The following is a 23137-nucleotide window of genomic DNA, read 5'->3' on the forward strand; positions in this document are numbered from 1 at the left end:
CGGGGATTGGCGCGATAGCAATCGAGTCACACGACACTGTGAGAAAATCCGACGCCTATGGCTTGCCCGCCCGCCTTCTCTTCGGGTGAAGCGGCCAGAGAAACGGTCCAATGCGTGGTGAAGTGCCGGTTTCGGGCCGGGAGCGCGTGCGAAGCACCGGCGTTTCGGACGTAGCGGAGCGGCTTTCGCGCAGCACGATATACAAGCCGCTTGCGATGATGATCGACGATCCGATTAGCGTGCCGATATCCGGATACTCATCGAAGAAGAACGCGCCATAGGCCGTTGCCCACAAGATCTGGCTGTATTGCATTGGAGCGACGATCACCGCTTCGCCCGTGTTGTAAGCGGCGATGAGAAAACGACCCGCGACCCACGCAAACAGCGCGATTATTGCAATCCGGCCAATGTCTTCAATTGGCATCGGAACATAGACCGTCGGCAACAGGGCGCCCATTATCAAGAAGTTCGCCATCATGGGATAAAGCATGATGACGACGGTGCGTTCCTCCCGTCCAATCTTGCGGACAATGACCGAAGCAATCGCACCGCACACCGCGCAGGCCAACGCTGCCAAATGGCCCAAGCCTAAATCGGTCTGACCCGGACGCAGCACAACCAATACCCCGCAAAGCCCTACGAGAACCGCGATCCACCGGCGCAGCCGGACTTCTTCACCCAGTATCGGGATAGCAAGCACAGTGATCAGAAGGGGGGATGCGAAAATGATTGCGTAGACTTGCGCCAGTGGAAGCACCGAAAACGCGTAGAACGCAGAGAACCCGGTGATAACCGCCGCAACAGTTCGCGCGATCATCCAGTACGGGTGGCGAGGCAAAAGCGTCCCGTGGGTTTGGTCCCGTAGCAGCCACATCGTTGCCAATGGAAAGCTAAGGACGACCGAGAAGAACACGATCTGTATGGGCGAGTAGGTGCCGCCCAATACCTTAATAACAACGTCATGCGTGGAGAATATCCCGAACGCGACCAGTGCGAGTAAGGCGCCTTTGGCGTTCGGGTTCATAGCGTTTCTCCTACAGGCTGGCGTCCAGCGCCTCCAGAATGACGTCGCCCATTTCGGTTGTCGAAACCGGCGTGCCGCCGTCAGGGCCCATAAGGTCAGCGGTGCGGACACCGTCAGCCAGAACTTTCTCAACGGCTTTTTCAAGACGGGTCGCCTCGGCACCTTCATCAAACGAATAGCGCAGAGCCATTGCGAAGCTCAGGATACAGGCGATAGGGTTTGCCTTGCCTTGACCAGTGATGTCTGGCGCGGAGCCGTGCACCGGCTCGTAAAGCGCTTTTGGGCGGCCTTCAGCATTGGGCAGGCCCAGCGACGCCGACGGGAGCATACCAAGCGAGCCTGTCAGCATTGCCGCACAGTCGGACAGCACATCGCCGAACAGGTTGTCAGTCACGATGACGTCGAACTGTTTGGGCGCGCGGACAAGCTGCATAGCGCCGTTATCGGCGTACATGTGCGACAGCTCTACATCAGGGTATTCCGCGTCGTGGATTTCCTGCACAACGTCGCGCCACAGGATACCGGATTCCATGACGTTGGCTTTTTCCATCGAGCAAACTTTGTTGCTCCGCTTGCGCGCCAACTCGAATGCAGAGCGTGCGACACGCGCGATCTCGGATTCGGTATAACGCTGGGTGTTTATGCCCACGCGTTCGTTGCCTTCTTTGTGGATGCCGCGAGGCTCCCCGAAATACACGCCGGAGGTTAATTCGCGCACGATCATGATGTCGAGACCGGATACGATGTCTTTTTTCAGCGAGGAGAAGTCCGCAAGCGCGTCAAAGCACTGAGCTGGTCGCAGGTTCGAAAACAAGTCCATCTCTTTACGCAAACGCAGAAGACCGCGTTCCGGCTTCACAGAGAAATCCAGATTGTCGTATTTTGGACCGCCAACAGCACCAAGCAGAACCGCGTCGACTTCAAGCGCTCGGGCCATCGTCTCGTCGGAAAGGGGAACGCCGTGCTTGTCATAGGCAGCGCCGCCAACAAGGTCGGTTTCGACGTCAAACTTGAGGTCGCGCTTTTCACCGAACCAGTCGATGATACGCGTCACTTGCGCCATGACTTCAGGGCCAATGCCGTCGCCCGGCAGGATCAAAATAGAAGGGTTAGACATAGGATGCGCTCCGTCAAAAATTGGTCCCTTGCGGGGTATCGCGCGCGGCCTATGGGGTCAAGTTACTAAGGGGAATGCATGACAGGGATTGAGCTGTCTTGGGACAGCACCGGCGTCAAACCCTTCTCCAGCCCGCGCCAGACTGCCGCAACGCGCGGCGTATGACGCAATGCCTCATGCGTGGTCAGCCATATCTCCAACCCAGGAACAGGGAAATGCGGGAGGATCTGCTCGACGTCATCAAAGCTCTCGCCCAAGCAACACGCCATGACGCCGATTCCCGCACCAGCGCGGATCATTTCGCAATGAACGTTTTGCGCATCGGACCTGAAAACAAAGTCATGACGTGACAGTTGCCATCCCAACTTGGCGGCGCCGCGAATAAAGCGTTCCGAGCGGTCATACCCCAAAAGGTCATGCTGCATCAGCTCCTCGATGCTCATCGGTGAGCCACGCCGTTGCAGGTAGTTTTTGGACGCAAAGAAGCCAAGTTCAAGCACGCCCAGCTTCTTTGTAACAACTTCCAACTGCGTCGGCCGATACATCCTAACGGCAATGTCGGCTTCTCTGAACAACAGGTTTTCGCTCAGGTCGGTTGAATTCAGTTCAATTTGGATATCTGGATGGTCGATACGTAGACGCGCCAGAATTGGCGGCAGCGAATACATCGCAGTAAACTCACTTGCTGTGATCCGCACCGTCCCCTGCAATGAGTTGTCATGCCCCGCCGCCGTGGTCGCAAGCTCCGAAGCCGCTGCTGCCATGGCCTTCGCATGGGGAAGCAACGCCTCGCCCTCACTGGTCAGGCTTAACCCCTTGGGTTGACGATAAAACAGCGCAATGCCCAACTGCTCTTCCATCAGTTTGACCTGTCGGCCAAGAGTTGGCTGACTGACGCCCAGCGCGCGGGCAGCCGCCGAAAGCGAACCTTCAGCCGCGACGGCAAGGAAAGCTTGGATCAAGGTCCAGTCGAGTCTGTCAATACGTCCCATTCAATTGTGAATATCAGATATCTAAAATTTGGCAATTTCATTTCATATTTGAATAGGTGAGGGTGGTGCAACGTCCTACTCGGAGATTGCACCATGTCGAAATCAGTTCTTATCCTCGGCTCCAACGGGCGTTTCGGGCGAAACGCTGCTACTGCATTCTCTTGGGCGAATTGGGATGTCACACTGTTTGACCGTGCATCCGACAGGCTGCCTGACGCGGCATGGGGCGCGGAGATAATCGTTAACGCGTGGAATCCAGCCTACCCGGATTGGGGGCGTCAGGTGCCCGAGTTGACGCAACAAGTGATCGATACAGCAAGGGATACAGGCGCAACTGTTTTGCTGCCTGGCAACATCTACAACTATGGCACCGGAATGCCGTCAGAGCTTCGTGAAAGCACCCACCACCGTCCGACCGGTCCTTTGGGGCAGATCCGCGAAACCATGGAGCGCGCTTACCGTGACGCAGGTGTGCGCACGATTGTCCTGCGCGCAGGTGATTTCATCGACACCCGCGCCAGCGGCAATTGGTACGACAAGATTATCACAGCAAAGCTGTCGAAGGATGTCGTGACATATCCTGGCGCCTTGGATGTACCCCACGCTTGGGCTTTTTTACACGACCTCGCCGACGCAGCGGTTCTGCTGGCAGAGCAGGCCGCCGATCTACCCCGCTTCTTTGAAGTGAATTTCCCGGGCTACACCCTCACGGCGCGCGATCTGCATCGAGAGATTGAGCAGGCAACCGGGCGCGAACTTGAGCTGCGCCAAATGCAATGGTGGCCACTTCATCTGTCCAGTCCGTTTTGGCCCATGGCCAAACCGTTGCTGGAAACACGCTACCTTTGGAATACCTCGCACAGCGTGATGTCGGATCGGTTCGCGGAGTTGTTGCCCGCGTTTCAACCAACCTCTTTGGACGAGGCAATAGCGGCCTCATTGCCAGACGACATCAACCCAAATCGGATAGTGCCGCGAACCCTCGGGGCTTTGCGGCGCCCACTCCACGGCTGCTGCCCGCACGCCAAGGCCATGTGAGGGAAGAACGTAGTCTACGCGGAGCGATAGACCATTCGCCCATAATGCCGTCTCCGGCTCTCCCGCATGTGTTGGCCTGGGATCTTGAAGTGAAGGGTGATTGAGCAAGTTTTCTATAGCCTGCTTGTGGCCTTCCCCGGCCATCGGATCGTTGTTCAGGGTTCCCATCAGCACAAATGGCACTTGCTCATCCTCGACTTGCGCAATGTAGCTTTCCCAGAACTGAAGTTCCGCCGCATTGCGTAGTCCGTTGCGATCCTCTGGCCCGTCAAATGCTGGAGTAGAAGCGTGCGAGGTCAGAATGCGCAGGGGACCGTTTGGCGTGTGCACCGTAACATCCCATGCCGAGACAGAATGCAAAGGCAGGACTGCGAGCTCGCCTGGCGTGAAGTACCCGTTCGCTGGCGGTCCCTGTTGCGACGCATCACGCCAAAGCATGTCCGTCAGATTTCGCGCCGTGCCAGCTTCGACAGGAAACCGCGACAGGAGGGCCATACCGCCTTGCCCTGTAAAGCGACCATATCCCAACATATCGCGCGGCTCACCTCTCTTCCCGTTCCGGTCCAAGTCATAGCCGCTATCAACCCCCGTGTTGGGTCGCGTTGTATAGGCATGTGGCATCGGATGACCCATCAAGCTCAGGGATTTTTGAATTAGTCCAAGAGCCACACGGTCGAAATCGTAATCGACGTTCTGAAACACTGCGATGTCAGGCCTGAGCGCCGCGACACTTGCCAGATCGGGGTTCTCTGGGTTTGCAAGTAGGTCACGCACCAAAACACCGGGACCGTCGCGAGACAACCCGGTGTGAAAGTTCATGATGCGGTAAGAGTCTGAGGTCGCAGGCAGTGCCGCGACGATCAGGAAAATTAGGCTGGCAGCAATCCGGCGGCCACAGCGCGTGCGCCACGCATCCGCTTTTCGTCGATCATGTCGGCGATGCGATTCATCGCGATACCGCGCATGAACAGGCTTGCAGGTAGGAACGCCCAAATCGAAATCATCCAAACCAGTGTCTGCGGCGAATCCATCATCGACGCGTTAAACAATCCCGAGGCGGAACGGGCCACGGCTGGGGTCAAGAATGGCAGGAAGAATCCTAATGCGATGTTAAAGCGCGCGTCACGATTCAGACGGGTCACAACATCCACGCCCATTGTGGGGTCAAAAGTTGGCAAGTTCGTCCAGAAGTTGAACGCCTGCGTGCGGTTTGGCCAGCCCAGAACCCGCAGAACAATCAGGAAAACAGCCAATGTCAGCAATGACACAAGATAGCTAAGACCCACAGCCGAGCGCATAAGGTTCATGTGTTCTACGTTGGTCTGGTCAGGAACCAGAAGCATGATCAGGCGCACTGGGCTGTAAGGAAAGTCGATCACGTATCCTACAAGATGGCCCACGGCTTGCACAAAACGGGTGAGGGTCGTTGGCTCATACAGGCCACGGAAAATGATAGACAACAGGAAGACCGTCACGAAGAGCGACAGAAAACGAACCCTATTAAATGGTGGGGCGTTCCGAAATTCGATGAGGCAAGGATAGGTCGAACCATATTCGATAAGAGTCACCAAGCCCGCGAACAGCCCGATCAAAACGACCATTTGTGTCGTGTCCTGCGTCACTCCCGGTAGCAAAAGAGAAGGCGTGCAGATTAACAGCACGACAAACATTGCCCGGGCGACCGCGCCTGTCAGGCGTGATACCACGTCGATAAACCCCTCAACCCGAGCGGGCCCGATGCTTTGCCGAACCCTGTCCCAGAAAGATGATCCTTTGGCTTCTGCCGAAAGGTGCCTCATTTTCGCCTCAGTTTTGCCTAGATTCAGAATGTCCTTCAACCATCTGATAAGACTGAGGGATTTTATTAGGAGATTCCGTGGTATTCTTGTGTCACCCAAATTCGGGCAATCGAACATCTAGCGGACGCATATCACCCTTCAGCTAAATCTTGCGACAACTGTGTTCATGGCAGGGCAGAGCGGTGTCTAGGCGGGTGCCCTAATGAGATATCAAATCTTAACCTTACCTGCCCGTTTCAGCCTGTTGTTGTATCCATTGGCTGGGTGAAGTTTGCTTTATCCTAAGGAATTCGCGGTTGAAATTGGACTTGGTGTTGAAGCCAGCCGTCAGCATTGCGGATGTAACGCTCTCGCCATTTTGCAGCGCCTCACACGCTACCGCCACGCGGCGGGCGTTGATGTAACGCGACACGTTTTCGCCTGTGGTGCGGTTGATCGCACCAGACACCGCCTTCACCGGCAGCACCAACCTACGCGCGATCTGGTTGAGAGTTAGATCAGGGTCGAGATACAGCTTCTGCTGCGCCATGAGCGCCTCCAGGCGTGCCATGATATGGGCGTCCTCCTCAGGATCGACCTGAGTCTTGGGCTCGGGCACCTCGTCCTCGACGGCTTCCTGCCTCCAAAGACTGCTCGACAAGCTCAGAGCACCCAGAAGCATTAACATTCCTGTGGAAGACACCGCGACGATCCAAGACTGCCACGCACCATGGCCCAAGATCTGCACCAGAACGATGGCCGCATCCCCAAATGACGACACGATCAAAGACACCGCAATGGCGCGCCAGATCAGACTTGGCACATTGCCAGCGGACAGCCTCGTTATAGGCAGGGCATCTGACCCGCGCGACGAAACGACTAGGATCGCGACTCCATAGCCGAGGAACACAGCCGGTATCAGAAAGTCGAGCGGCGCTCGGGCGAAGACCACACAGAACGCGATGAAGGCCGGAACCAATGCATGGGGCAAATGACGACGCATTTCGAAACGGCGCACCGCCGATGTCTCGAAGGCTATCCACGCCAAAGGTGGGATTGCCGCGGCAGTAATCGGCTGCAACCACAGCGCCCACGCCACACCATAGTGCTGGCCCAACGAAATTATGAGGCTTTGCCCGGCGCCTTGGAGAAGCAGCACTGCAACGAAGCTTCGTCCTCTGCCGTCCAAAAGCAGCTTGAGGAACAGGAACGCCAGAACAAGGCTTCCGAACAGTGGAATAGGCAGTACAGGCATGATCAGCGGTCCCTTCGAAATCCTTGCTAGTCCTAGATCGCGTTCTGCTCGACCTAAAACCGGTTTTGGGACGCTGATGTCTCACTTTTTTCGCATCACTGCTCCAGACGCATCAACATCAGGAGCATCATAATGAAACACCTCGCACTTCTCGCAGCTTTGAGCTTGGCCCCTACGCACGCTTTCGCTGAAACAAGCATCGGCATGGCTGACTTTACCTATGACGCCGCGCATCATGGCAAGCCGGTCTCCTCCGTCATCTGGTATCCCTCGAACGACGGGGGCACTGTGATCAGAGCGGCAGAGAACGCCGTATTTTACGGAGTGGACGCACGGCAGGACGGCCTACTCTCGGACGGGGGCAAGCTGCCTGTGGTTGTGCTGTCCCACGGTCTTGGGGGAAACTGGCGGTCGCTTGCGTGGCTAGCCGAAGATTTGGCCGGTCAAGGCGCGCTCGTGATCTCCATAAATCACCCCGCCAGCTCGACCTTTGATTTTGACATGGCCGAGGGATTGAAACATTGGACTCGTGCGCGCGACATGTCCCGCGCGCTGGATAAGCTCATGGACGACCCGACATTCTCTGGTCGTATCGACACGAGCCGCATCATGGCGGCTGGGTTCTCATATGGCGGCTGGACAGCCCTATCGTTGGGTGGTGTTAAAGGCAATTTGGCGGGAGAGGCCGCAGAATGTGAAGCACAGGGTGAGGCCTCGACGCATTGTAGCGACCTCAAGAAGGCCGGCATCAGCTTTGGTGATCTGGACGCCGACATGTGGAACGCATCGTATAAGGACCAGCGGATCACCCACGTAGCGGCCATTGACCCCGCGTTGCATCACGGATTCACCAAAGCAAACGTTGCTGATTTGACGGCCGATACTTTGATGATCGGGTTAGGCGAAGGCAAAGATCGGTTGGTCGCAACAGATTTTGACGCAAGTGGTTTTGTGGAAATCTTGCCGGATGCGAAAGTGGTAAGGATCGTGCCAGCATATCACTTCAGCTTGTTGCCGCTGTGCAAACCAGCAGGCGCAGCAATTCTGAAGGAAGAGAACGACGACCCGGTTTGCACTGATCCTGCGGGAGCTAAGCGGGCAGACATCCATGCTGAGGTTGCGTCTGCGATCAGTACGCAGTTGGGCCTATAAAACGAAAACGGCCAGCTCATGTCAGAGCTGGCCGCATTCAGAATTGAGAAATAGATTTAGACCCAAGGGCGCGCAGCGCTTGCTTGCGCCTCGAACGCGGCGACGCTGGCGCTCTTTTCAAGCGTGAGACCGATATCGTCGAGACCGTTCATCAGGCAATGCTTCTTGAAGCTATCCAACTCGAAGTTAAAAACCTCGCCGTCGGAGGTCGTAACGGTTTGCGCCTCAAGGTCGATCGACATGCGAGCATTAGCGCCTTTCTCTGCGTCTTTCATCAGCACATCGACTTGCTCCTGCGGCAGCACGATTGGCAAGATGCCATTCTTGAAGCAGTTGTTGTAGAAGATGTCAGCATAGCTAGGTGCGATCACGCAGCGGATACCAAAATCCTTGATCGCCCAAGGCGCATGCTCGCGAGAAGATCCGCAACCAAAATTGTCGCCGGCGACCAGAATTTCGGCTTCGCGGTATTGCGGCTTGTTCAGCACGAAACCCGGTATCTCGTTGCGGTCGTCGTCGTAGCGCATTTCGTCAAACAGGTTCACACCCAGCCCAGAACGTTTGATGGTCTTCAGGAACTGCTTCGGAATGATCATGTCGGTATCGACGTTGATCAATGGCATTGGTGCGGCGATGCCGGTGAGTGTTTCAAACTTGTCCATGGTCGACTCCTTGCCAGACGGATCGAGCCCTTGTGCCAAAGCTCTATCGTCGATGCAAGGCAACCCGCATTTATTTGATCCGTTGCTTGACTTGGATCAAATCGGGGACGTTGCGAATAACATATTCAGTAAATGCAATATGTTTAGGAGCTGAGTCTATGTCGACACCTCAATCAGGGTCACGGCCAGTCTATGGGCCGCTTTACTTCCTAGCCTCTTTGGGGGCAGGGGGGCTTTCCGTGACATTCTTTCTGTATCTGATGTTCTGGGTTCCTCATGCAGGTCGCCCAGTGCCAATTTTTGAAGACATTGTTGCTGTTCTCTCTGGGGGCTCCGTTGCCGAGAAAGCTATGGTTTTTGTCGCGTGGGCAGGTATTGCCATTTTCGTCGCCTTGATGGTTCAGATGATGATCTGGAACCTGCGTGAGATGGGGCAGTTCAAGAAAAGCGCCGCCTTCAAAGCGCTTCACGCCGGCAACGCGGAGGCCCAGATGATGGCGATTCCGCTGGCCTTGGCAATGTTGGTCAATGGCGGCTTTATCCTTGGCTTGGTTTTCGTGCCGGGCTTGTGGGGTGTCGTCGAATACCTGTTCCCGCTGGCATTGCTGACCTTCGCGGCAATCGGCGCATATGGCCTTCGTCTTTACGGAAAGTTCCTTGGCCGCATTCTAACGTCGGGTGGATTCGAAAACTCCAAGAACAACTCCTTCGCGCAGGTCCTGCCCGGTTTCGCCTTCGCGATGATTGGCGTCGGTATGGCCGCGCCCGCAGCTATGAGCATGAATCCCACGACGGTTGGCGTTAGCTTGGTGGTTTCTTCGTTCTTCATCATCATCGCCGCACTCATTTCGGGTGTAGCAATGATCTTGGGCCTCCATTCCATGATGGATCACGGCGCACATGAGGATTCTGCTCCAACCCTGTTGATTGGCATTCCACTGCTTACAGTTATCGGGATTGCTCTGATGCGCCAAGCGCATGGCCTGCATGTTCACTTCGGCGCGCATGGAGCCGACGTAGATAGCTTCAACCTGCTGACCCCGATCGTGATGGTGCAGTTTGCCTTTGCCCTATTCGGCATCGTGGTGCTTCGCGCTCAGGGCTATTTCTCCAAGTATGTCACCGGGGCTCATCTATCCCCAGGTAGCTACGCGCTGATCTGCCCGGGTGTCGCAATGTCGGTGATGTTGCAATTCTACGTAAACAAGGGGCTCGTTGGTATGGGATTGGTTGCAAAATTCTCGACCGCTTACTGGTTGCTCAGTGCGCCCGCTCTTGTCCTTCAGTTCGCAACGATCGCTTTACTGGTGATCCTGAACGCCAAGCACTTCAAGCGCGGAGCTAAACCAATCGCGGTACAGGCGGCCTGAGCTGAACTACAGTTATGAAAAAGCCCGGCACATTGTCCTGCGCCGGGCTTTTTTTCTTCTGATCCGAGGCGAAGCTACATCACCTCGCGCACATCCGTCAGGTGACCTGATATCGCGGCAGCAGCTGCCATAGCGGGTGACAGCAAGTGGGTGCGTCCACCACGGCCTTGGCGGCCCTCGAAATTCCGGTTGGAGGTTGCGGCACAGCGCTCGCCCGGGGCCAATTGATCAGGGTTCATCGCCAAGCACATGGAGCAACCCGCCAGACGCCACTCGAAACCGGCATCCTGAAAGATCTGCGCCAGCCCTTCTTCTTCGGCTTGCGCACGGACCAAACCAGAGCCCGGAACGACCATTGCTCGCATACCGTCTTTGATCTTCTTGCCCTTCAGAATAGCCGCTGCAGCACGCAGGTCTTCGATCCGGCCATTCGTGCAGGAGCCGATGAAGACCGTGTCGATCTTGATCTCGGACAGAGGTGTACCCGGGGTGAGACCCATGTAATCAAGGGACCGCTGAACCGCCTCGACCTTACCGCCCTTAAAGTCGGATGGCGACGGGACGACAGCAGTGATCGGCAGGACGTCTTCGGGCGAGGTGCCCCAGGTGACGGACGGCGCGATGTCTTCGCCCTTAAGCGTGATGACCTTGTCGAAATGCGCACCTTCGTCGGTAAAGAGTGTTTTCCAGTAGGCAACGGCGGCTTCCCACTCAGCACCTTTAGGCGCGTGTGGGCGGCCCATGCAGTATTCGAAGGTTTTTTCATCCGGCGCGATCAGACCGGCGCGTGCGCCGCCTTCAATCGCCATGTTGCAGACGGTCATGCGACCTTCCATCGACAAATCGCGGATCGCTTCACCGCAATACTCGATGACATAGCCAGTTCCGCCAGCGGTACCAGTCACGCCAATCACCGACATGGTGATGTCCTTGGCGGTCACACCGGGCTTCAGCTTTCCGGTGATTTCGACCTTCATATTCAGCGATTTCTTCTGGATCAGCGTTTGTGTCGCCAGAACATGCTCGACTTCCGATGTGCCGATGCCATGCGCAAGCGAGCCAAACGCGCCGTGTGTCGCGGTGTGACTGTCGCCGCAAACCACTGTCATGCCCGGAAGTGTCCAGCCCTGCTCGGGGCCAACGATGTGCACGATCCCCTGACGCACGTCGGACACCGGGTAGTAGTGCAGGCCGAATTCTTTGGCGTTCTTGTCGAGGGCTTCGACCTGAATACGGCTATCTTCGGTCATGGTTTTCGCGTTGGCGCGATCCAGCGTTGTTGGCACGTTGTGGTCTGGAACAGCGATGGTTTTATCCGGAGCATGAACAGTGCGTCCCGCCATGCGCAGACCTTCAAAGGCCTGCGGGCTGGTCACTTCGTGGACAAGGTGGCGGTCAATATAAAGAAGGCACGTGCCATCTTCTGCCTCATGGGCAAGATGAGCATCCCAGATTTTGTCGTAGAGCGTCTTGGGGGACATGATGGTCCTCTCCCGTGTTTGGTGATTTGAAAATTTGACAGGGAACGGGCGCTTATAGGTACGCGATCACTGAAAAGGTCGCGCCGTAAAAGCGTTCGCGCAGCCGAGCGCGGTCGTCGATGTCAAATACAAGCGTCATGGAACAAGCAGATACACCTGCGCGTTGAGTCTCGCAAGGTCCAGAGCTTGCGGGTTGGCATCGCACATGCAAGGATTCGGAAAGCCACAAAGGGAGCAGCATGGCAAACCACGACGGCATAGGCGAAGCAAATCACCAATCAATTGAAAGTGCAGCACCGCCTGTCGCTTCACCAGAGTTGAATACGCTCCGCAGCCTCGTCCCCGAAACAGCAGCGCAACCTGTCACAGATTTGGTAGATCTGGGCCAATCCCTGCTTGGACAAGCCGAAGCGTTTGCATCTTCGATGCTGCGCCCGTGGAACGCCTATCAGCTGGGGATCGCACTGTCTCTATGGATAGTCGCGCACCTCCTACGCACCTTACTTGGTCCTCCGATCCGCAATTGGATGGGCACGCGCGAAGGATGGCCAAAATGGCGTATGCGCATCCTTGTGGTCGTGCACCAAAGGCTCAGACCGATATTCTTCGTAGCGTTGCTTTGGATAGCCGTCGCGATCATGCGCGAGGCCACGTGGCCAAGCCGATCCTACATTCTCGGGATTATCGCGACCTTGGCCACGGCGTGGATCGTGGTCGTGTTTGCGACACGTTTGATCCGATCCACTTTCTTGCGACGGGTCGTGCGCTATGGCGCATGGACCTATGTTACCCTTCATGTACTTGGCCTGACCAACGACGCCGCTGTGCTGTTAGACAGGGCCGCGCTTGAGGCTGGCGAGTTCCGTATTTCGCTGCTGCTGGTCGTCCAAGCCGTAGTCATTTTGGGTGTGCTCATCGCCCTTGCCCGCTTCTTTACCACCACAACATCAAAACGCATTCAGTCGAACGAGGACATTTCACCGTCGATGCGTGTTCTGATTGTCAAAGTCCTGCAGATCGGGTTCTACGGAATCGCATTCTACATTGGCGTGAAGGCCATTGGTATCGACCTGACCGGTCTAGCAGTTCTGTCCGGTGCCATCGGCGTCGGCCTTGGTTTCGGTCTTCAAAAAGTTGTCTCGAACCTTGTCTCAGGCGTCATCATTCTACTCGACAAGTCGATCAAGCCCGGTGACGTGATTTCGCTGGGCGAGACATTTGGCTGGATCAACACGCTGGGTGCTCGCTACGCTTCGGTCGTCACCCGCGACGGCAAGGAATACCTAATTCCAAACGAAGACCTGATTACCAATCAGGTGGTGAACTGGTCGCATTCAAACGACTTCGTGCGGCTGGATATCTATTTTGGCACCGCCTATGGCGACGACCCGCATGAAGTCCGGCGCCTAGCGATCGACGCCGCAAAGAACGTCGACCGCGTCTTGTCCTTCAAAGCCCCCGTTTGCCATATCGTTGGCTTTGGCGACAGTTCCGTGGACTACATTCTGAGATTTTGGATTCGCGACCCCACACAGGGTCTGACCAACATCCGTGGGAACGTCTATCTCGCGCTTTGGGACACTTTCAAAGAGCACAATATTTCCATTCCGTTCCCACAGCGGGAGGTCAAACTCCTCGAAACTGAGACCACAATTGGCCCAGACTGACCTGCTAGATCAAAGCGCCACAGCGCAGATCGCAGCGATGCGTTCGGGTGAGGTTTCTGCGCCAGAATTGATGTCAGCGACCTTGGAGCGGATCGAAGACCGCAACGCCAAGATCAACGCAATCGTAGCCCTTCAAGACCGCGATGCGCTGATGGCCGAAGCTGCAACTCGCAAAGATGGGCCATTGGCTGGCTTGCCGTTCGCCGTCAAGGATTTGGCGGAAACAAAAAGGATCACGACCAGCTTCGGCTCCCCGATCTTCAAGGACTTCAGCCCGCCAGCGGATAGCCCGATGGTCGCGGCGCTTCGGGCCGCCGGTGCTGTGATCATCGGCAAGACTAACACGCCAGAATTCGGACTTGGGTCACATAGCTACAACCCCGTCTACGGGGTAACTAGAAACCCCTATGACACATCGCGCTCTGCGGGCGGCTCGTCTGGAGGGGCTGGGTCAGCATTGGCAGCTCGAATGGTCGCTCTGGCCGACGGGTCGGACATGATGGGGTCCCTACGAAACCCGGCCGGATGGAACAACGTCTTCGGCTTCCGTCCATCCTATGGGTTGGTTGCAAATAGTGGCCCGATGGAGAGCTTCCTTAATCAGTTGTCGACCAACGGCCCTATGGCGCGTCATATGGAAGACCTAGAACTACTGCTAAAACTACAATCCTCCTTCGATCCAGCGCACCCCCACTCCTCCGGCCCTTATCAAGATCAAGTGACTGTCAAACCAATGCGTATAGGATGGCTTGGCGACTGGGGCGGTGCCTATCCGATGGAGGGCGGAATCTTGGAGCTATGCGAAGGCGGGCTTAGGACGCTTGAGGACATCGGCCACGAAGTTGTCGCGCAAGATCCACCCTTTTCAGCAGAAGCGCTTTGGAAATCCTGGATCACGCTACGAAGCTGGTCTGTCGCTGAAAAGCTGGGAAAACACTATAATGATCCAGAAAAACAGAGCCTACTTAAGCCCGAGGCCATTTGGGAAATCGAGCGCGGCCAGTCCTTGTCAGCCCATGAGGTATTTCAGGCGAGTGAGATCCGTTCTGCATGGTTCCGCCGGACAACAGCGATGAGCGTCGACATTTTGGCGCTGCCAGTGGCACAAATGTTTCCGTTCCCGGCCGAATGGACATGGCCAAAGGAAATCGCGGGGGTCACGATGGACACCTATCATCGTTGGATGGAAGTTGTGATACCTGCGTCCTTGACGGGTCTTCCCGCACTTTCGATCCCAGTAGGTTTCGGCCCAAACGGAACACCGATGGGAATGCAACTCATTGCACATCGCGGCCAAGACGCAACTGTGCTGGCGTTGGGCCGTGCCTATGAGCGCGCCACAGACTGGATCAGTCAGCAGCCCCTTTGTAAATGAAAACGGCGGCCCTGAGGCCGCCGTCTCTAATTGCCTATAAGACTGATCAGCTTTCTGGGCTGACAGACACCAGATAGGCCCAGATGTTTGCTGCGTCGTCAGCGTCTCTCAGTTTGAAAGACATCTTCGATTTCGCAGAAGAATCATCCAGCTTTTCTTTGAGCCAAGCCTTGGGGTCCGCAACGTAGGCCACGAACTCTGCCTCGTCCCATGCCAGTCCGGTTTCACCGACAGCAGCCAGCGAGTTGCCATACCTGAAGTCGCCGACACCAGCGACCCGGCCGGGCAAGCCAAACAAGTTCGGGCCGGTTTTGCCGCCTTTTACGATCGTGTTGTCGCCGTCGACGATCATGTGGCACGACTTGCACTTCTTGAATTCTTTTTCGCCTTCAGCGGCGTCCCCTTCGGCGAATGCTGGCGCGGCCAGAAGGGCGGTTGTCATTGCGGCAATGGCTGCAATTTTCATGAGCTGAGCTCCCTTTCGTGAATCTAGTTCAAGTATATTAGACAGTTACGTAAGCTAATACTGCGAAAAACTAGAAACTTTTGTGTGAGCGGGTCAATTTGACGCCATCTCGCCAAAGCGAACGAGTTCGGCTAGGACGAAGTCAGACACCAAATCGAACGGAGACTCTCAGAATGACCAAGCGCGTCGCGATCGTAACCGGGGCCGCCCGTGGCATTGGTTTGGCTACAACCAAGATTTTACTGGAGGAAGGCGCCGCAGTGGTCATGGTTGATTGGGACGGCGAAACGCTCATGGAAGCGGCGCGGGATCTTCGCGACGTATTGCCCTTAGATCTGGACGTGTCCAAGCCTGAAGATGTGGTCGAGATGGTGGCCGAGACTGAAAAGTCCTTTGGGCGAATCGACCATTTAATCAATAACGCCGGCGTGGCAGATTTCGGTCCCATCGCCGAAACCGACTTTGAACGCTGGCGGGCTGTGATGTCGGTGAATTTGGACGGGGTATTCCTGTGTTCACAAGCTGCAGCACCTGCCCTTAAGAAAAGCCAAGGCTGCATAGTGAATATCGCCAGCATCTCGGGCCTGCGGGCCTCCACCCTTCGCGTGGCTTACGGTACGTCGAAAGCGGGTGTGATCCAACTCACGCAACAGCAGGCTGTGGAATTGGGCGAATTCGGGGTGCGGGCAAACTGCATCGCCCCCGGACCGGTGCGAACCAAACTGGCTATGGCAGTCCATAGCCAAGCAATCATCAACGCATATCACGACGCCATTCCGCTGAACCGTTACGGAACTGAAGTCGAAATCGCCAATGTCATCGCGTTCCTGTGCTCCTCAAAGGCAAGCTTTGTTACTGGCCAAACGATCGCAGTTGATGGCGGATTCGAATGCACTGGCGTGGGCCTGCCCGCCTTGCGCGCCTGAGGGTCCAGACCATGAGCAGCGACAACCGAAACATGATCCCCGCATGGGTAAATGGTGAGCTGACTCCGGTCGAAAAGATGCGGGTTCACCAAGAGGGGCTTCGCCACAAGGCTGTTTCTGTGTTCGTGATGAGCCGCGACAAGGTCCTAATCCAAAGGCGCGCTCTGTCGAAATACCACACGCCTGGCCTGTGGGCGAATACCTGCTGCACCCATCCGCTTTGGAATGAAATCCCACTCGATTGCGCCACGCGCCGCCTGAACGAAGAGCTGGGGATTGCCGGTATTTCACCAGTTTTTCGCGATCATCTTGAATATCGCGCCGATGTCGGAAACGGCCTAACAGAGCACGAAGTCGTGGATATCTTCGTGGCTGAGGCTGCTTCGACCCTAAAAACAAATCTTAACCCTGAAGAGGTTATGGAGGTGCGTTGGGTAAGCGTTTTCGACTTGTCGCGCGAAATCGAACAGCATCCGGACCGATTCACCGCGTGGCTGAAGATATACTTGGAAAAACATGCCAACCGCATATTCGGCAGCCTAGTTCAGGCGTAAAGCAGGCAAATTTGCAGCACTTTGGTCAAATGGGTGCATAACACAGTGGCACGGCGCCACAGCACGCCTTGAACAAGTTGTTTCAGCCCTGTAAGCGCGCAGATTGAGATTTTATCGTCATACTGCTATTATAGCGTCATGATACGCCCAAAGACGGGCGTTTTGCACAGGAGGTTTGAGCTCTGTCTCAACAAACAAACGTGGCCGCAAACGCCGCCACTTCGACGGCCAAAGCGGCCCCCGAAAAAGACCCGGGCACCAGCGAAGAGCTGCTTGCACGGATCGTAGAATTTCTTGAAGCGGAAAAAGCCGAAGAACTTGTGCAGATTGATCTGCGCGGGCGTTCGGAGATTGCCGATTACATGGTAATCTGCTCTGGCCGGTCGACCCGTCAGGTCACTGCGCTTGCTGAGAAGCTGACGGATACGATCAAGCAAGAGTTCGGCCGGTTCTCGAAAATTGAAGGCAAGTCGCAGGGCGACTGGGTTCTGATCGATACGGGTGACGTGGTAGTCCATGTCTTCCGCCCAGAGGTTCGCGAGTTCTATCAACTCGAAAAGATGTGGCTGCCGGCTGGCGCCGCAGACGCCGAGTAACGAGCGACCGAATGAGGGTCACGATCTGTGCTATTGGCCGCCTGCGGGCGGGCCCAGAGCTTGACCTTATCAAGGACTATATCTCCCGCTTTGACCGCACTGGCCGCAATCTGGGTTTAGGACCAGCCCAGATCGTCGAGCTTGAAGACAAAAAAGGCGGCGGTTCCGCGGCAGAGGCCGCACTTCTTGACCGCGCCGTTCCGAAGGGCGCAACCGTTTGCACGCTAGACGAGCGCGGCAAAGTGATGACATCCCCGGACTTCGCGAACATGCTTGGTGACTGGCGCGATAGGGGTACCAGCGATGTGGCCTTCCTGATCGGTGGGGCGGACGGGCTGACGAAAGACCTCCGCGCACGGGCTGACGCATCCGTGTCATTCGGAAAGATGGTGTGGCCGCATATGCTGGCCAGAGTGATGCTTGCCGAGCAAATGTATCGCGCCGCGTCTATCCTTACAGGGTCACCCTACCATCGTGTCTAAGTCGGCGCTGCGAACGCCGCCCTCAAACCTCCTTAAAGCTTTCCTGCCACAACACCTGCCAACTTAACCTAAGGACAGGACACCAAAAATGGACAGCTTTTCGGCATTCCCAACGACCCCGATTTCCCCTGCTCGATCAGCAGCGGCAGTGATCCCAAATGACACTGGCGACCTTACCCATATCAGTCGGGCAATTTATGTTGGGCAAAGTGGCACCCTTTCGGTCGAAATGGTTGATGGCGATATCGTGACTTTTGAAGGCTTGGCGGCAGGAAGCATGTTGCCAATACGTGCATCAAAAGTCAGAGCAACCGGAACCACTGCGACGGCAATCCTTTCGCTTTGGTAGTGGGCTAGAGCCGCTCGTCCATAGTACGCCACCGGTGTGCGGGCGCCGAAAGCGCTTGGTCACCGGATCTTTTCCTAAGTGCCGCCTCGCTAATCACCCGCGCCAAAGCTTCGGTATAATCACGCAACCGATCTTCGCCCACTTTGCGCGCAATTTTGCATTGATGCGCCAGAGTTTCACGGTTGCGATAACCGCTCAACACAGACTGCACGATAGCTTCTTGCCCAGCGTTGCGGCAATCAACTGTCGCTTCATACCCGAGCGAGCCAAATAATCCTTGAAACTTGTCGCTATACGCCAAGGGAACCACGGCGACGCCCGATGAAAGCGCCGCAATACACGCATGCATCCGCGCGCCTGCCAAGAAGTCCAGACCTGCAATATACGCTTTCGCTTCACCCGGCGAATGAAACGCTGGGGCAATCCCAACTTCCGGAAACTGTTTCTGAAGCGCAAGCGCTGCCTCAAGATCATCCTCCCCGCTTGTGGACGCACCCAATACATGCGGAACGAGGACGATTTCGGGTTGCTCGGTCAGTGCAAGTAGACGTGTGATCAGGCTTCGCATAGCTGCGGGGTAATCTGCCGTTAGTTGAAACTGGTTGTACCCAGTGTAGCCGCCCCCCATCAAAAGCCCCGAGATATTCAGTCCAACACATGGTCTCGTTCGGTTCATCTTGGGGCCAACTGGTAGCAAACGCAGCGCAACATCACTGGCCGTCACGATCGGCCGCGTCACCCCGAGGCCGCGCAGCGCCGCAGTCGATTGATCGTCTCTTGTAGCCACCAGTACGGCCCGTCGTAACAAGTCCTTAGCAATTCGACGCGTCAGCCAGGACGAGAAAGGGCCAAAAGTTTGCGGGGCGAGCACTACAGGACATCGCGCGAGATGCACCAAGTACTTAAGATAGATCATCCGGCGCAGACGCTCTGGACCGTATATGTCCGCAAAGCTGTCACCCGCACCGATATCAAGCATGACGTCGCATTCTCTGAACAGCGCTATCATCCGACGCGGGTCCTTCATCAACTCCCCATTCAGGTGGAAGATAGTGATGTCTGTGCCTTCGACATATGACGGCCGCTCTCCAACCCAGTCGAACAGCCTGATACCAATTTCGATGCCCGTCGCTTGCGAAATGCCACGGAGGATCTCAACCTGACTGACCGTCAACGCACCAACGCCAAGATTGTCAGAGTTCGATGAATGGAAAAGCAGCCCAACCGTTAACATGACCGTTCCTCCTCGCGACGGCTAGTGCGGCGCAGCGTGCCAACGAAGTTACGCAGCAATTCAAATAGCGGTGTCTGAAACGCCATGCCCCACAATCCCATTCCACGGTACCGCGGAAATGGGCGTCCCATCAGCCAAAGTGCCGCCAATCGCGCTATAAGAACACGCTTGCGACGGGTCTGCCCTGGCTGCACCGACGCAAGAGAGTCGAGATTGTAGTAAGACAACTCAAGGTGTCGCGACTGCTGGGCACCGTCGACCAATCTTTGTCCGATAGCTGTGCGGGTCAGGACCAAGCTCTGGCCCGGCCTGTCTGCAAAGATCGGATATCCATCTGCATCCGAATCCCATGCATCGGCGAACACAACGTCAGCAAACATCCCAATCCCATCGGCACAAAGTTTGCACCGATGCTGCACAGTCTTTGACAGAATCGCGCCCCAACTGTCTGCGTAGCTCATGCTGCGGCGAGACCCATCCTGTAAGTTCGCGGTCGCCTGGCCGGGCCATCCCTCGTTTCGGGCTGGGCTATCCGAAGACTACGATTGGTGCCAACGCGCAGCATCACACGGGTTCAAACTTGTCTATGACCCCAATCTGGTCGTCGATCATCCGTGTCGGGCGACGTGGGACGAGCTGCGATCCAAATGGCGCCGGATCACATCTGAAAGCTACGGCCTGCACCAAGCGCAGGGTCGCGCAAAAGCGCTATGGCTCGTGCGTGCATTATTGATGCCGCTGTCGATCTCGTTTCATATGCCACGCATTCTACGATCGCCCAAACTGAAAACCGGGCGAGAGCGGACAGGTGCGCTGATCACCCTCACAAGGCTGCGTCTTTGGAGAATGATCGCGATGATTCGCGTGGCGCTGGTCCAAGATCCTGCCAAAACCAATTGAGCCACCAGCCTGTGGTTGAAGCTCCAGCCAGTGCCGCTTAGAAGGGAGTAGACCCATATCGAGGCGACACATGTCCAATCCCAAACCAGTTGTTCTTTGCATTCTCGACGGCTGGGGCCTTTCGGAACGCACAGAGGCCAACGCACCCGCTTTGGCCAAAACCCCGACTTTTGATCGCCTTATGGCAACCTGCCCAAACGCAACCTTGATTACGCACGGGCCCGACGTCGGATTGCCAAAAGGCCAGATGGGCAATTCAGAGGTAGGGCACACGAACATCGGGGCCGGCCGCGTCGTCGCGATGGACCTCGGACAGATTGACCTCGCCGTTGAAGAAGGGACGTTCCAGACAGAAGCCGCATTGCAGGGCTTTATCTCAACGCTCAAGGAAACTGGCGGAACGGCACACCTTATGGGTGTTGCATCGGATGGCGGTGTGCACGGTCACATCACCCACATCATCGCCGCCGCAAAAGCACTGAATTCGGCGGGAATAGACACTGTTCTGCACGCTATCACCGATGGGCGTGATGTCGCACCAAGATCAGCGGAAGACTATATTGAAACGCTTTTGAAAGAGCTTCCTCAAGACGTATCGATCGCCACGGTTTCAGGTCGCTACTACGCGATGGACCGCGACACCCGTTGGGATCGTGTAGAGCTTGCATACGATGCGATCATGCTCGGAAGGGGTGAAACGGCAGCAACACCGAAGGCAGCTCTTGAAGCGTCCTATGCAGCGGGCAAAACGGACGAGTTCGTTTTGCCCACAGTGATCGGCGCCTTCGACGGCGTCAAAGATGGGGACGGAGTCTTCTGCCTGAACTTCCGCGCAGACCGCGCTCGCGAAATTCTGTCGGCGATTGCAGATCCAAACTTCGATGGATTCGCTGTCCCGACCCGCCCGAAGCTGTCTGAATGCCTTGGCATGGTAGATTACTCCAGCGCGCACAACGCGTTTATGACGACGGTGTTTCCGAAGAAGAAGATCACCAACACACTTGGCGCTTGGGTGGCCAAACATGGTCTGCGCCAGTTCCGTGTGGCAGAAACGGAAAAGTATCCACACGTCACGTTCTTTCTGAATGGCGGCAAGGAGGTTCCGGAAACCGGCGAAGATCGCCATATGCCGAAAAGCCCTAAAGTCGCGACCTATGACATGCAGCCCGAAATGTCCGCGGATGAAGTCACCGCCGATCTGGTGGGCGCAATTCGCGATCAGTACGACCTCATCGTCGTGAATTTCGCGAACCCTGACATGGTCGGCCATACTGGCGATCTCAATGCGGCCATTGCTGCCTGTGAGGCTGTAGATCAGGGTCTAACTCAGGCCATTGCTGCGTTAGATGAAGTCGGCGGGGCGATGATTGTCACCGCCGATCATGGCAACTGCGAAACCATGGTTGATCCTGAAACCGGCGGACCGCACACAGCGCATACCACCAATCTAGTCCCCGTGATCCTCTATGGCGGGCCCGCGAATGTGTCGCTGAATAGCGGACGGCTTGCAGATTTGGCCCCGACATTGCTGGACTTGATGGGCCTAGCCAAGCCGGATGAGATGACCGGGGTTTCGTTGATCAACTCATGAAGTCGCTCGTTCTATCCCTTGTTCTAACTGCTCTGGCTGGCATTGTATTCGCGCAAAGCGACCCAATCACCACAGCAAAACGCGCAAGCCAGATGCTTGATGTCGCGGCCAATAGTCTTGCAGAAGCAGAAAGCGCCTCTGACCGTGTTGGCGCGCTGACTGAGACGGTGCGCGCCTACGAAGAAGGCCTTTCTGCTCTGCGTGAAGGCTTGCGCCGCGCGGCTATCCAGGAACGCAGCATTGCATTGGTCTTCGAAGCGAAGCGCGATCGATTGTCTCGGCTGCTTGGCGTTTTACAAACCATCGGCGCGTCGCCGGCACCGTTGTTGATGATGCATCCGACTGGGGCCATCGGCACAGCGCGCTCCGGCATGATCCTGTCCGAGGTAACGCCAGCCTTGCAGTCAGAGGCTCTAACCCTGCGCCGCCAGCTTGAAGAAGTCCGCGATATTCGCAGTCTGCAACAAAGCGCTGCAATCCAGTTAACCAAAGCGCTGGCCGAGGTTCAGGTTGCAAGGGCCGGGTTGTCAAAGGCAATCGCCGATCGCGTAGATTTGCCCCGCAGCTTTACCGCGGATGCAGACAAGATGCGCGCTTTGGTTGAAAGCAGTGACACGTTGCAGAGCTTCGCATCTGGACTCACCGATCTGAACCCTTCGGACCTGAATAATCCAGCCGATTTCGAGGCGGCAAAAGGCACGCTAGGGTTGCCCGCAAATGGTACAGTTCTGCACGGTTTCAACGAAACCGACGCCTCAGGGGTGAAGCGCCCCGGCATTTTGCTCGCAGTGCGCGCTCAATCATTGGTCGCAGCGCCTTGGCCCGCAACTTTGCGCTATTCAGGCCCACTCCTGAACTACGGGAATGTTGTGATTCTGGAGCCCAGTAAAGGGTATCTTCTGATTCTGGCAGGTTTGGGCCAGACCTTTGGTGAGGTCGGCGAGGTCCTCAATCAGGGTGCCCCAGTAGGCCTGATGGGCGGTTTGGCCCCCAATCCTGACGCTTTTTTGATCACTGCGGCCAAAGGTGGTGGCGGCAATCAGCAAGAGTCGCTTTATATAGAACTTAGACAAGGCGACGAGCCGGTCGATCCGGCCACTTGGTTCGCCACCAACAAGGAATAACGTC

24 protein-coding genes are annotated in these 23137 nt (G+C 56.2%); 13 read left to right on the plus strand and 11 right to left on the minus strand.

Features of this window, described 5'->3' with window-relative positions:
• Window positions 1-55 precede the first annotated feature (55 nt).
• The 3 genes from BM352_RS02745 to BM352_RS02755 form a co-directional block, all read right to left on the minus strand.
• Window positions 56-1024: a DMT family transporter gene (locus tag BM352_RS02745; protein ID WP_090212218.1), complete on the minus strand. Its 969-nt coding sequence runs from the start codon at window positions 1022-1024 to the stop codon at window positions 56-58.
• Between the two features lie 10 nt (window positions 1025-1034).
• Window positions 1035-2141 (minus strand): 3-isopropylmalate dehydrogenase, encoded by a 1107-nt coding sequence (leuB, locus tag BM352_RS02750; protein WP_090212221.1) that lies wholly within the window; start codon window positions 2139-2141, stop codon window positions 1035-1037.
• Between the two features lie 65 nt (window positions 2142-2206).
• On the minus strand, window positions 2207-3133 hold the full coding sequence (locus BM352_RS02755) for a LysR family transcriptional regulator (RefSeq protein ID WP_090212223.1): 927 nt from the start codon (window positions 3131-3133) through the stop codon (window positions 2207-2209).
• 93 nt (window positions 3134-3226) lie between these two features.
• Here BM352_RS02755 and BM352_RS02760 point away from each other — a divergent pair, with 93 nt between their 5' ends.
• The gene (locus BM352_RS02760) at window positions 3227-4171 is read left to right on the plus strand and encodes a Rossmann-fold NAD(P)-binding domain-containing protein (RefSeq protein WP_090212226.1); all 945 of its coding nucleotides are present in this window, start codon (window positions 3227-3229) and stop codon (window positions 4169-4171) included.
• Here the strand turns inward: BM352_RS02760 and BM352_RS18745 are convergent.
• The 3 genes from BM352_RS18745 to BM352_RS02770 all read right to left on the minus strand — a co-directional run bounded on the left by BM352_RS18745 (window position 4070) and on the right by BM352_RS02770 (window position 7204).
• The gene (locus BM352_RS18745; protein ID WP_139229780.1) at window positions 4070-4990 is read right to left on the minus strand and encodes an endonuclease/exonuclease/phosphatase family protein; all 921 of its coding nucleotides are present in this window, start codon (window positions 4988-4990) and stop codon (window positions 4070-4072) included. The genes BM352_RS02760 and BM352_RS18745 overlap by 102 nt on opposite strands.
• A 50-nt stretch (window positions 4991-5040) precedes the next feature.
• A complete protein-coding gene (locus BM352_RS02765; protein ID WP_245780895.1) occupies window positions 5041-5970 on the minus strand; it encodes a hypothetical protein in 930 nt (309 codons plus the stop codon).
• A gap of 223 nt (window positions 5971-6193) precedes the next feature.
• On the minus strand, window positions 6194-7204 hold the full coding sequence (locus tag BM352_RS02770) for a helix-turn-helix domain-containing protein (protein WP_090212229.1): 1011 nt from the start codon (window positions 7202-7204) through the stop codon (window positions 6194-6196).
• A gap of 132 nt (window positions 7205-7336) precedes the next feature.
• On the opposite strand from BM352_RS02770, the gene BM352_RS02775 reads away from it, so the two are divergent.
• A complete protein-coding gene (locus BM352_RS02775; protein WP_090212231.1) occupies window positions 7337-8356 on the plus strand; it encodes an alpha/beta hydrolase family protein in 1020 nt (339 codons plus the stop codon).
• Window positions 8357-8412: 56 nt separating this feature from the next.
• Here the strand turns inward: BM352_RS02775 and leuD are convergent, their stop codons facing one another.
• Window positions 8413-9018, minus strand: a complete 606-nt coding sequence (leuD, locus tag BM352_RS02780) for a 3-isopropylmalate dehydratase small subunit (RefSeq protein WP_090212234.1) — start codon at window positions 9016-9018, stop codon at window positions 8413-8415.
• A 158-nt stretch (window positions 9019-9176) separates the two neighbouring features.
• Between leuD and BM352_RS02785 the strand changes: the two genes are divergently transcribed.
• Window positions 9177-10388: a TsoY family (seleno)protein gene (locus BM352_RS02785; RefSeq protein ID WP_090212238.1), complete on the plus strand. Its 1212-nt coding sequence runs from the start codon at window positions 9177-9179 to the stop codon at window positions 10386-10388.
• A 74-nt stretch (window positions 10389-10462) separates the two neighbouring features.
• Here the strand turns inward: BM352_RS02785 and leuC are convergent, their stop codons facing one another.
• A complete protein-coding gene (gene leuC / locus BM352_RS02790; RefSeq protein ID WP_090212240.1) occupies window positions 10463-11869 on the minus strand; it encodes a 3-isopropylmalate dehydratase large subunit in 1407 nt (468 codons plus the stop codon).
• A 239-nt stretch (window positions 11870-12108) separates the two neighbouring features.
• Here leuC and BM352_RS02795 point away from each other — a divergent pair, with 239 nt between their 5' ends.
• Window positions 12109-13536 carry a mechanosensitive ion channel family protein gene (locus tag BM352_RS02795; RefSeq protein ID WP_090212243.1) on the plus strand — a complete coding sequence of 476 codons (1428 nt, stop codon included), beginning with the start codon at window positions 12109-12111 and terminating at the stop codon, window positions 13534-13536.
• A complete protein-coding gene (locus BM352_RS02800; protein WP_090212245.1) occupies window positions 13523-14911 on the plus strand; it encodes an amidase in 1389 nt (462 codons plus the stop codon). The genes BM352_RS02795 and BM352_RS02800 overlap by 14 nt, the downstream gene beginning before the upstream one ends.
• Window positions 14912-14957: 46 nt before the next feature.
• Here BM352_RS02800 and BM352_RS02805 read toward each other — a convergent pair whose 3' ends face one another.
• On the minus strand, window positions 14958-15377 hold the full coding sequence (locus BM352_RS02805) for a c-type cytochrome (protein WP_090212247.1): 420 nt from the start codon (window positions 15375-15377) through the stop codon (window positions 14958-14960).
• A gap of 173 nt (window positions 15378-15550) precedes the next feature.
• Here BM352_RS02805 and BM352_RS02810 point away from each other — a divergent pair, with 173 nt between their 5' ends.
• The 5 genes from BM352_RS02810 (at window position 15551) to BM352_RS02830 (ending at window position 18284) form a co-directional block, all read left to right on the plus strand.
• The gene (locus BM352_RS02810; protein ID WP_090212249.1) at window positions 15551-16303 is read left to right on the plus strand and encodes an SDR family NAD(P)-dependent oxidoreductase; all 753 of its coding nucleotides are present in this window, start codon (window positions 15551-15553) and stop codon (window positions 16301-16303) included.
• A gap of 11 nt (window positions 16304-16314) precedes the next feature.
• Window positions 16315-16857, plus strand: a complete 543-nt coding sequence (gene idi, locus BM352_RS02815; protein ID WP_245780896.1) for an isopentenyl-diphosphate Delta-isomerase — start codon at window positions 16315-16317, stop codon at window positions 16855-16857.
• A gap of 281 nt (window positions 16858-17138) precedes the next feature.
• Window positions 17139-17453, plus strand: a complete 315-nt coding sequence (rsfS, locus tag BM352_RS02820; protein ID WP_090219795.1) for a ribosome silencing factor — start codon at window positions 17139-17141, stop codon at window positions 17451-17453.
• An 11-nt stretch (window positions 17454-17464) separates the two neighbouring features.
• On the plus strand, window positions 17465-17935 hold the full coding sequence (gene rlmH, locus BM352_RS02825; RefSeq protein WP_090212251.1) for a 23S rRNA (pseudouridine(1915)-N(3))-methyltransferase RlmH: 471 nt from the start codon (window positions 17465-17467) through the stop codon (window positions 17933-17935).
• An 88-nt stretch (window positions 17936-18023) separates the two neighbouring features.
• Window positions 18024-18284 carry a spike base protein, RCAP_Rcc01079 family gene (locus BM352_RS02830; RefSeq protein WP_090212253.1) on the plus strand — a complete coding sequence of 87 codons (261 nt, stop codon included), beginning with the start codon at window positions 18024-18026 and terminating at the stop codon, window positions 18282-18284.
• Window positions 18285-18288: 4 nt separating this feature from the next.
• On the opposite strand, the gene BM352_RS02835 is transcribed toward BM352_RS02830, so the two are convergent.
• Together BM352_RS02835 and BM352_RS02840 are read right to left on the minus strand one after the other, a co-directional pair.
• Window positions 18289-19518 (minus strand): polysaccharide pyruvyl transferase family protein, encoded by a 1230-nt coding sequence (locus BM352_RS02835; protein WP_090212255.1) that lies wholly within the window; start codon window positions 19516-19518, stop codon window positions 18289-18291.
• On the minus strand, window positions 19512-19979 hold the full coding sequence (locus tag BM352_RS02840) for a Coenzyme F420 hydrogenase/dehydrogenase, beta subunit C-terminal domain (RefSeq protein ID WP_090212258.1): 468 nt from the start codon (window positions 19977-19979) through the stop codon (window positions 19512-19514). Before BM352_RS02840 ends, BM352_RS02835 begins: the two co-directional genes overlap by 7 nt.
• Between BM352_RS02840 and BM352_RS02845 the strand changes: the two genes are divergently transcribed.
• The 3 genes from BM352_RS02845 to BM352_RS02855 all read left to right on the plus strand — a co-directional run bounded on the left by BM352_RS02845 (window position 19978) and on the right by BM352_RS02855 (window position 23133).
• Window positions 19978-20418 (plus strand): glycosyltransferase family 2 protein, encoded by a 441-nt coding sequence (locus BM352_RS02845; protein WP_090212260.1) that lies wholly within the window; start codon window positions 19978-19980, stop codon window positions 20416-20418. The genes BM352_RS02840 and BM352_RS02845 overlap by 2 nt on opposite strands.
• A gap of 70 nt (window positions 20419-20488) precedes the next feature.
• Complete coding sequence (gene gpmI, locus BM352_RS02850; protein ID WP_090212263.1) at window positions 20489-22009, plus strand: 2,3-bisphosphoglycerate-independent phosphoglycerate mutase; 1521 nt, start codon at window positions 20489-20491, stop codon at window positions 22007-22009.
• A complete protein-coding gene (locus tag BM352_RS02855) occupies window positions 22006-23133 on the plus strand; it encodes a murein hydrolase activator EnvC family protein (RefSeq protein ID WP_090212265.1) in 1128 nt (375 codons plus the stop codon). Before gpmI ends, BM352_RS02855 begins: the two co-directional genes overlap by 4 nt.
• Window positions 23134-23137: the final 4 nt, after the last annotated feature.

This window comes from Litoreibacter janthinus (assembly GCF_900111945.1).
Classification (GTDB): domain Bacteria; phylum Pseudomonadota; class Alphaproteobacteria; order Rhodobacterales; family Rhodobacteraceae; genus Litoreibacter; species Litoreibacter janthinus.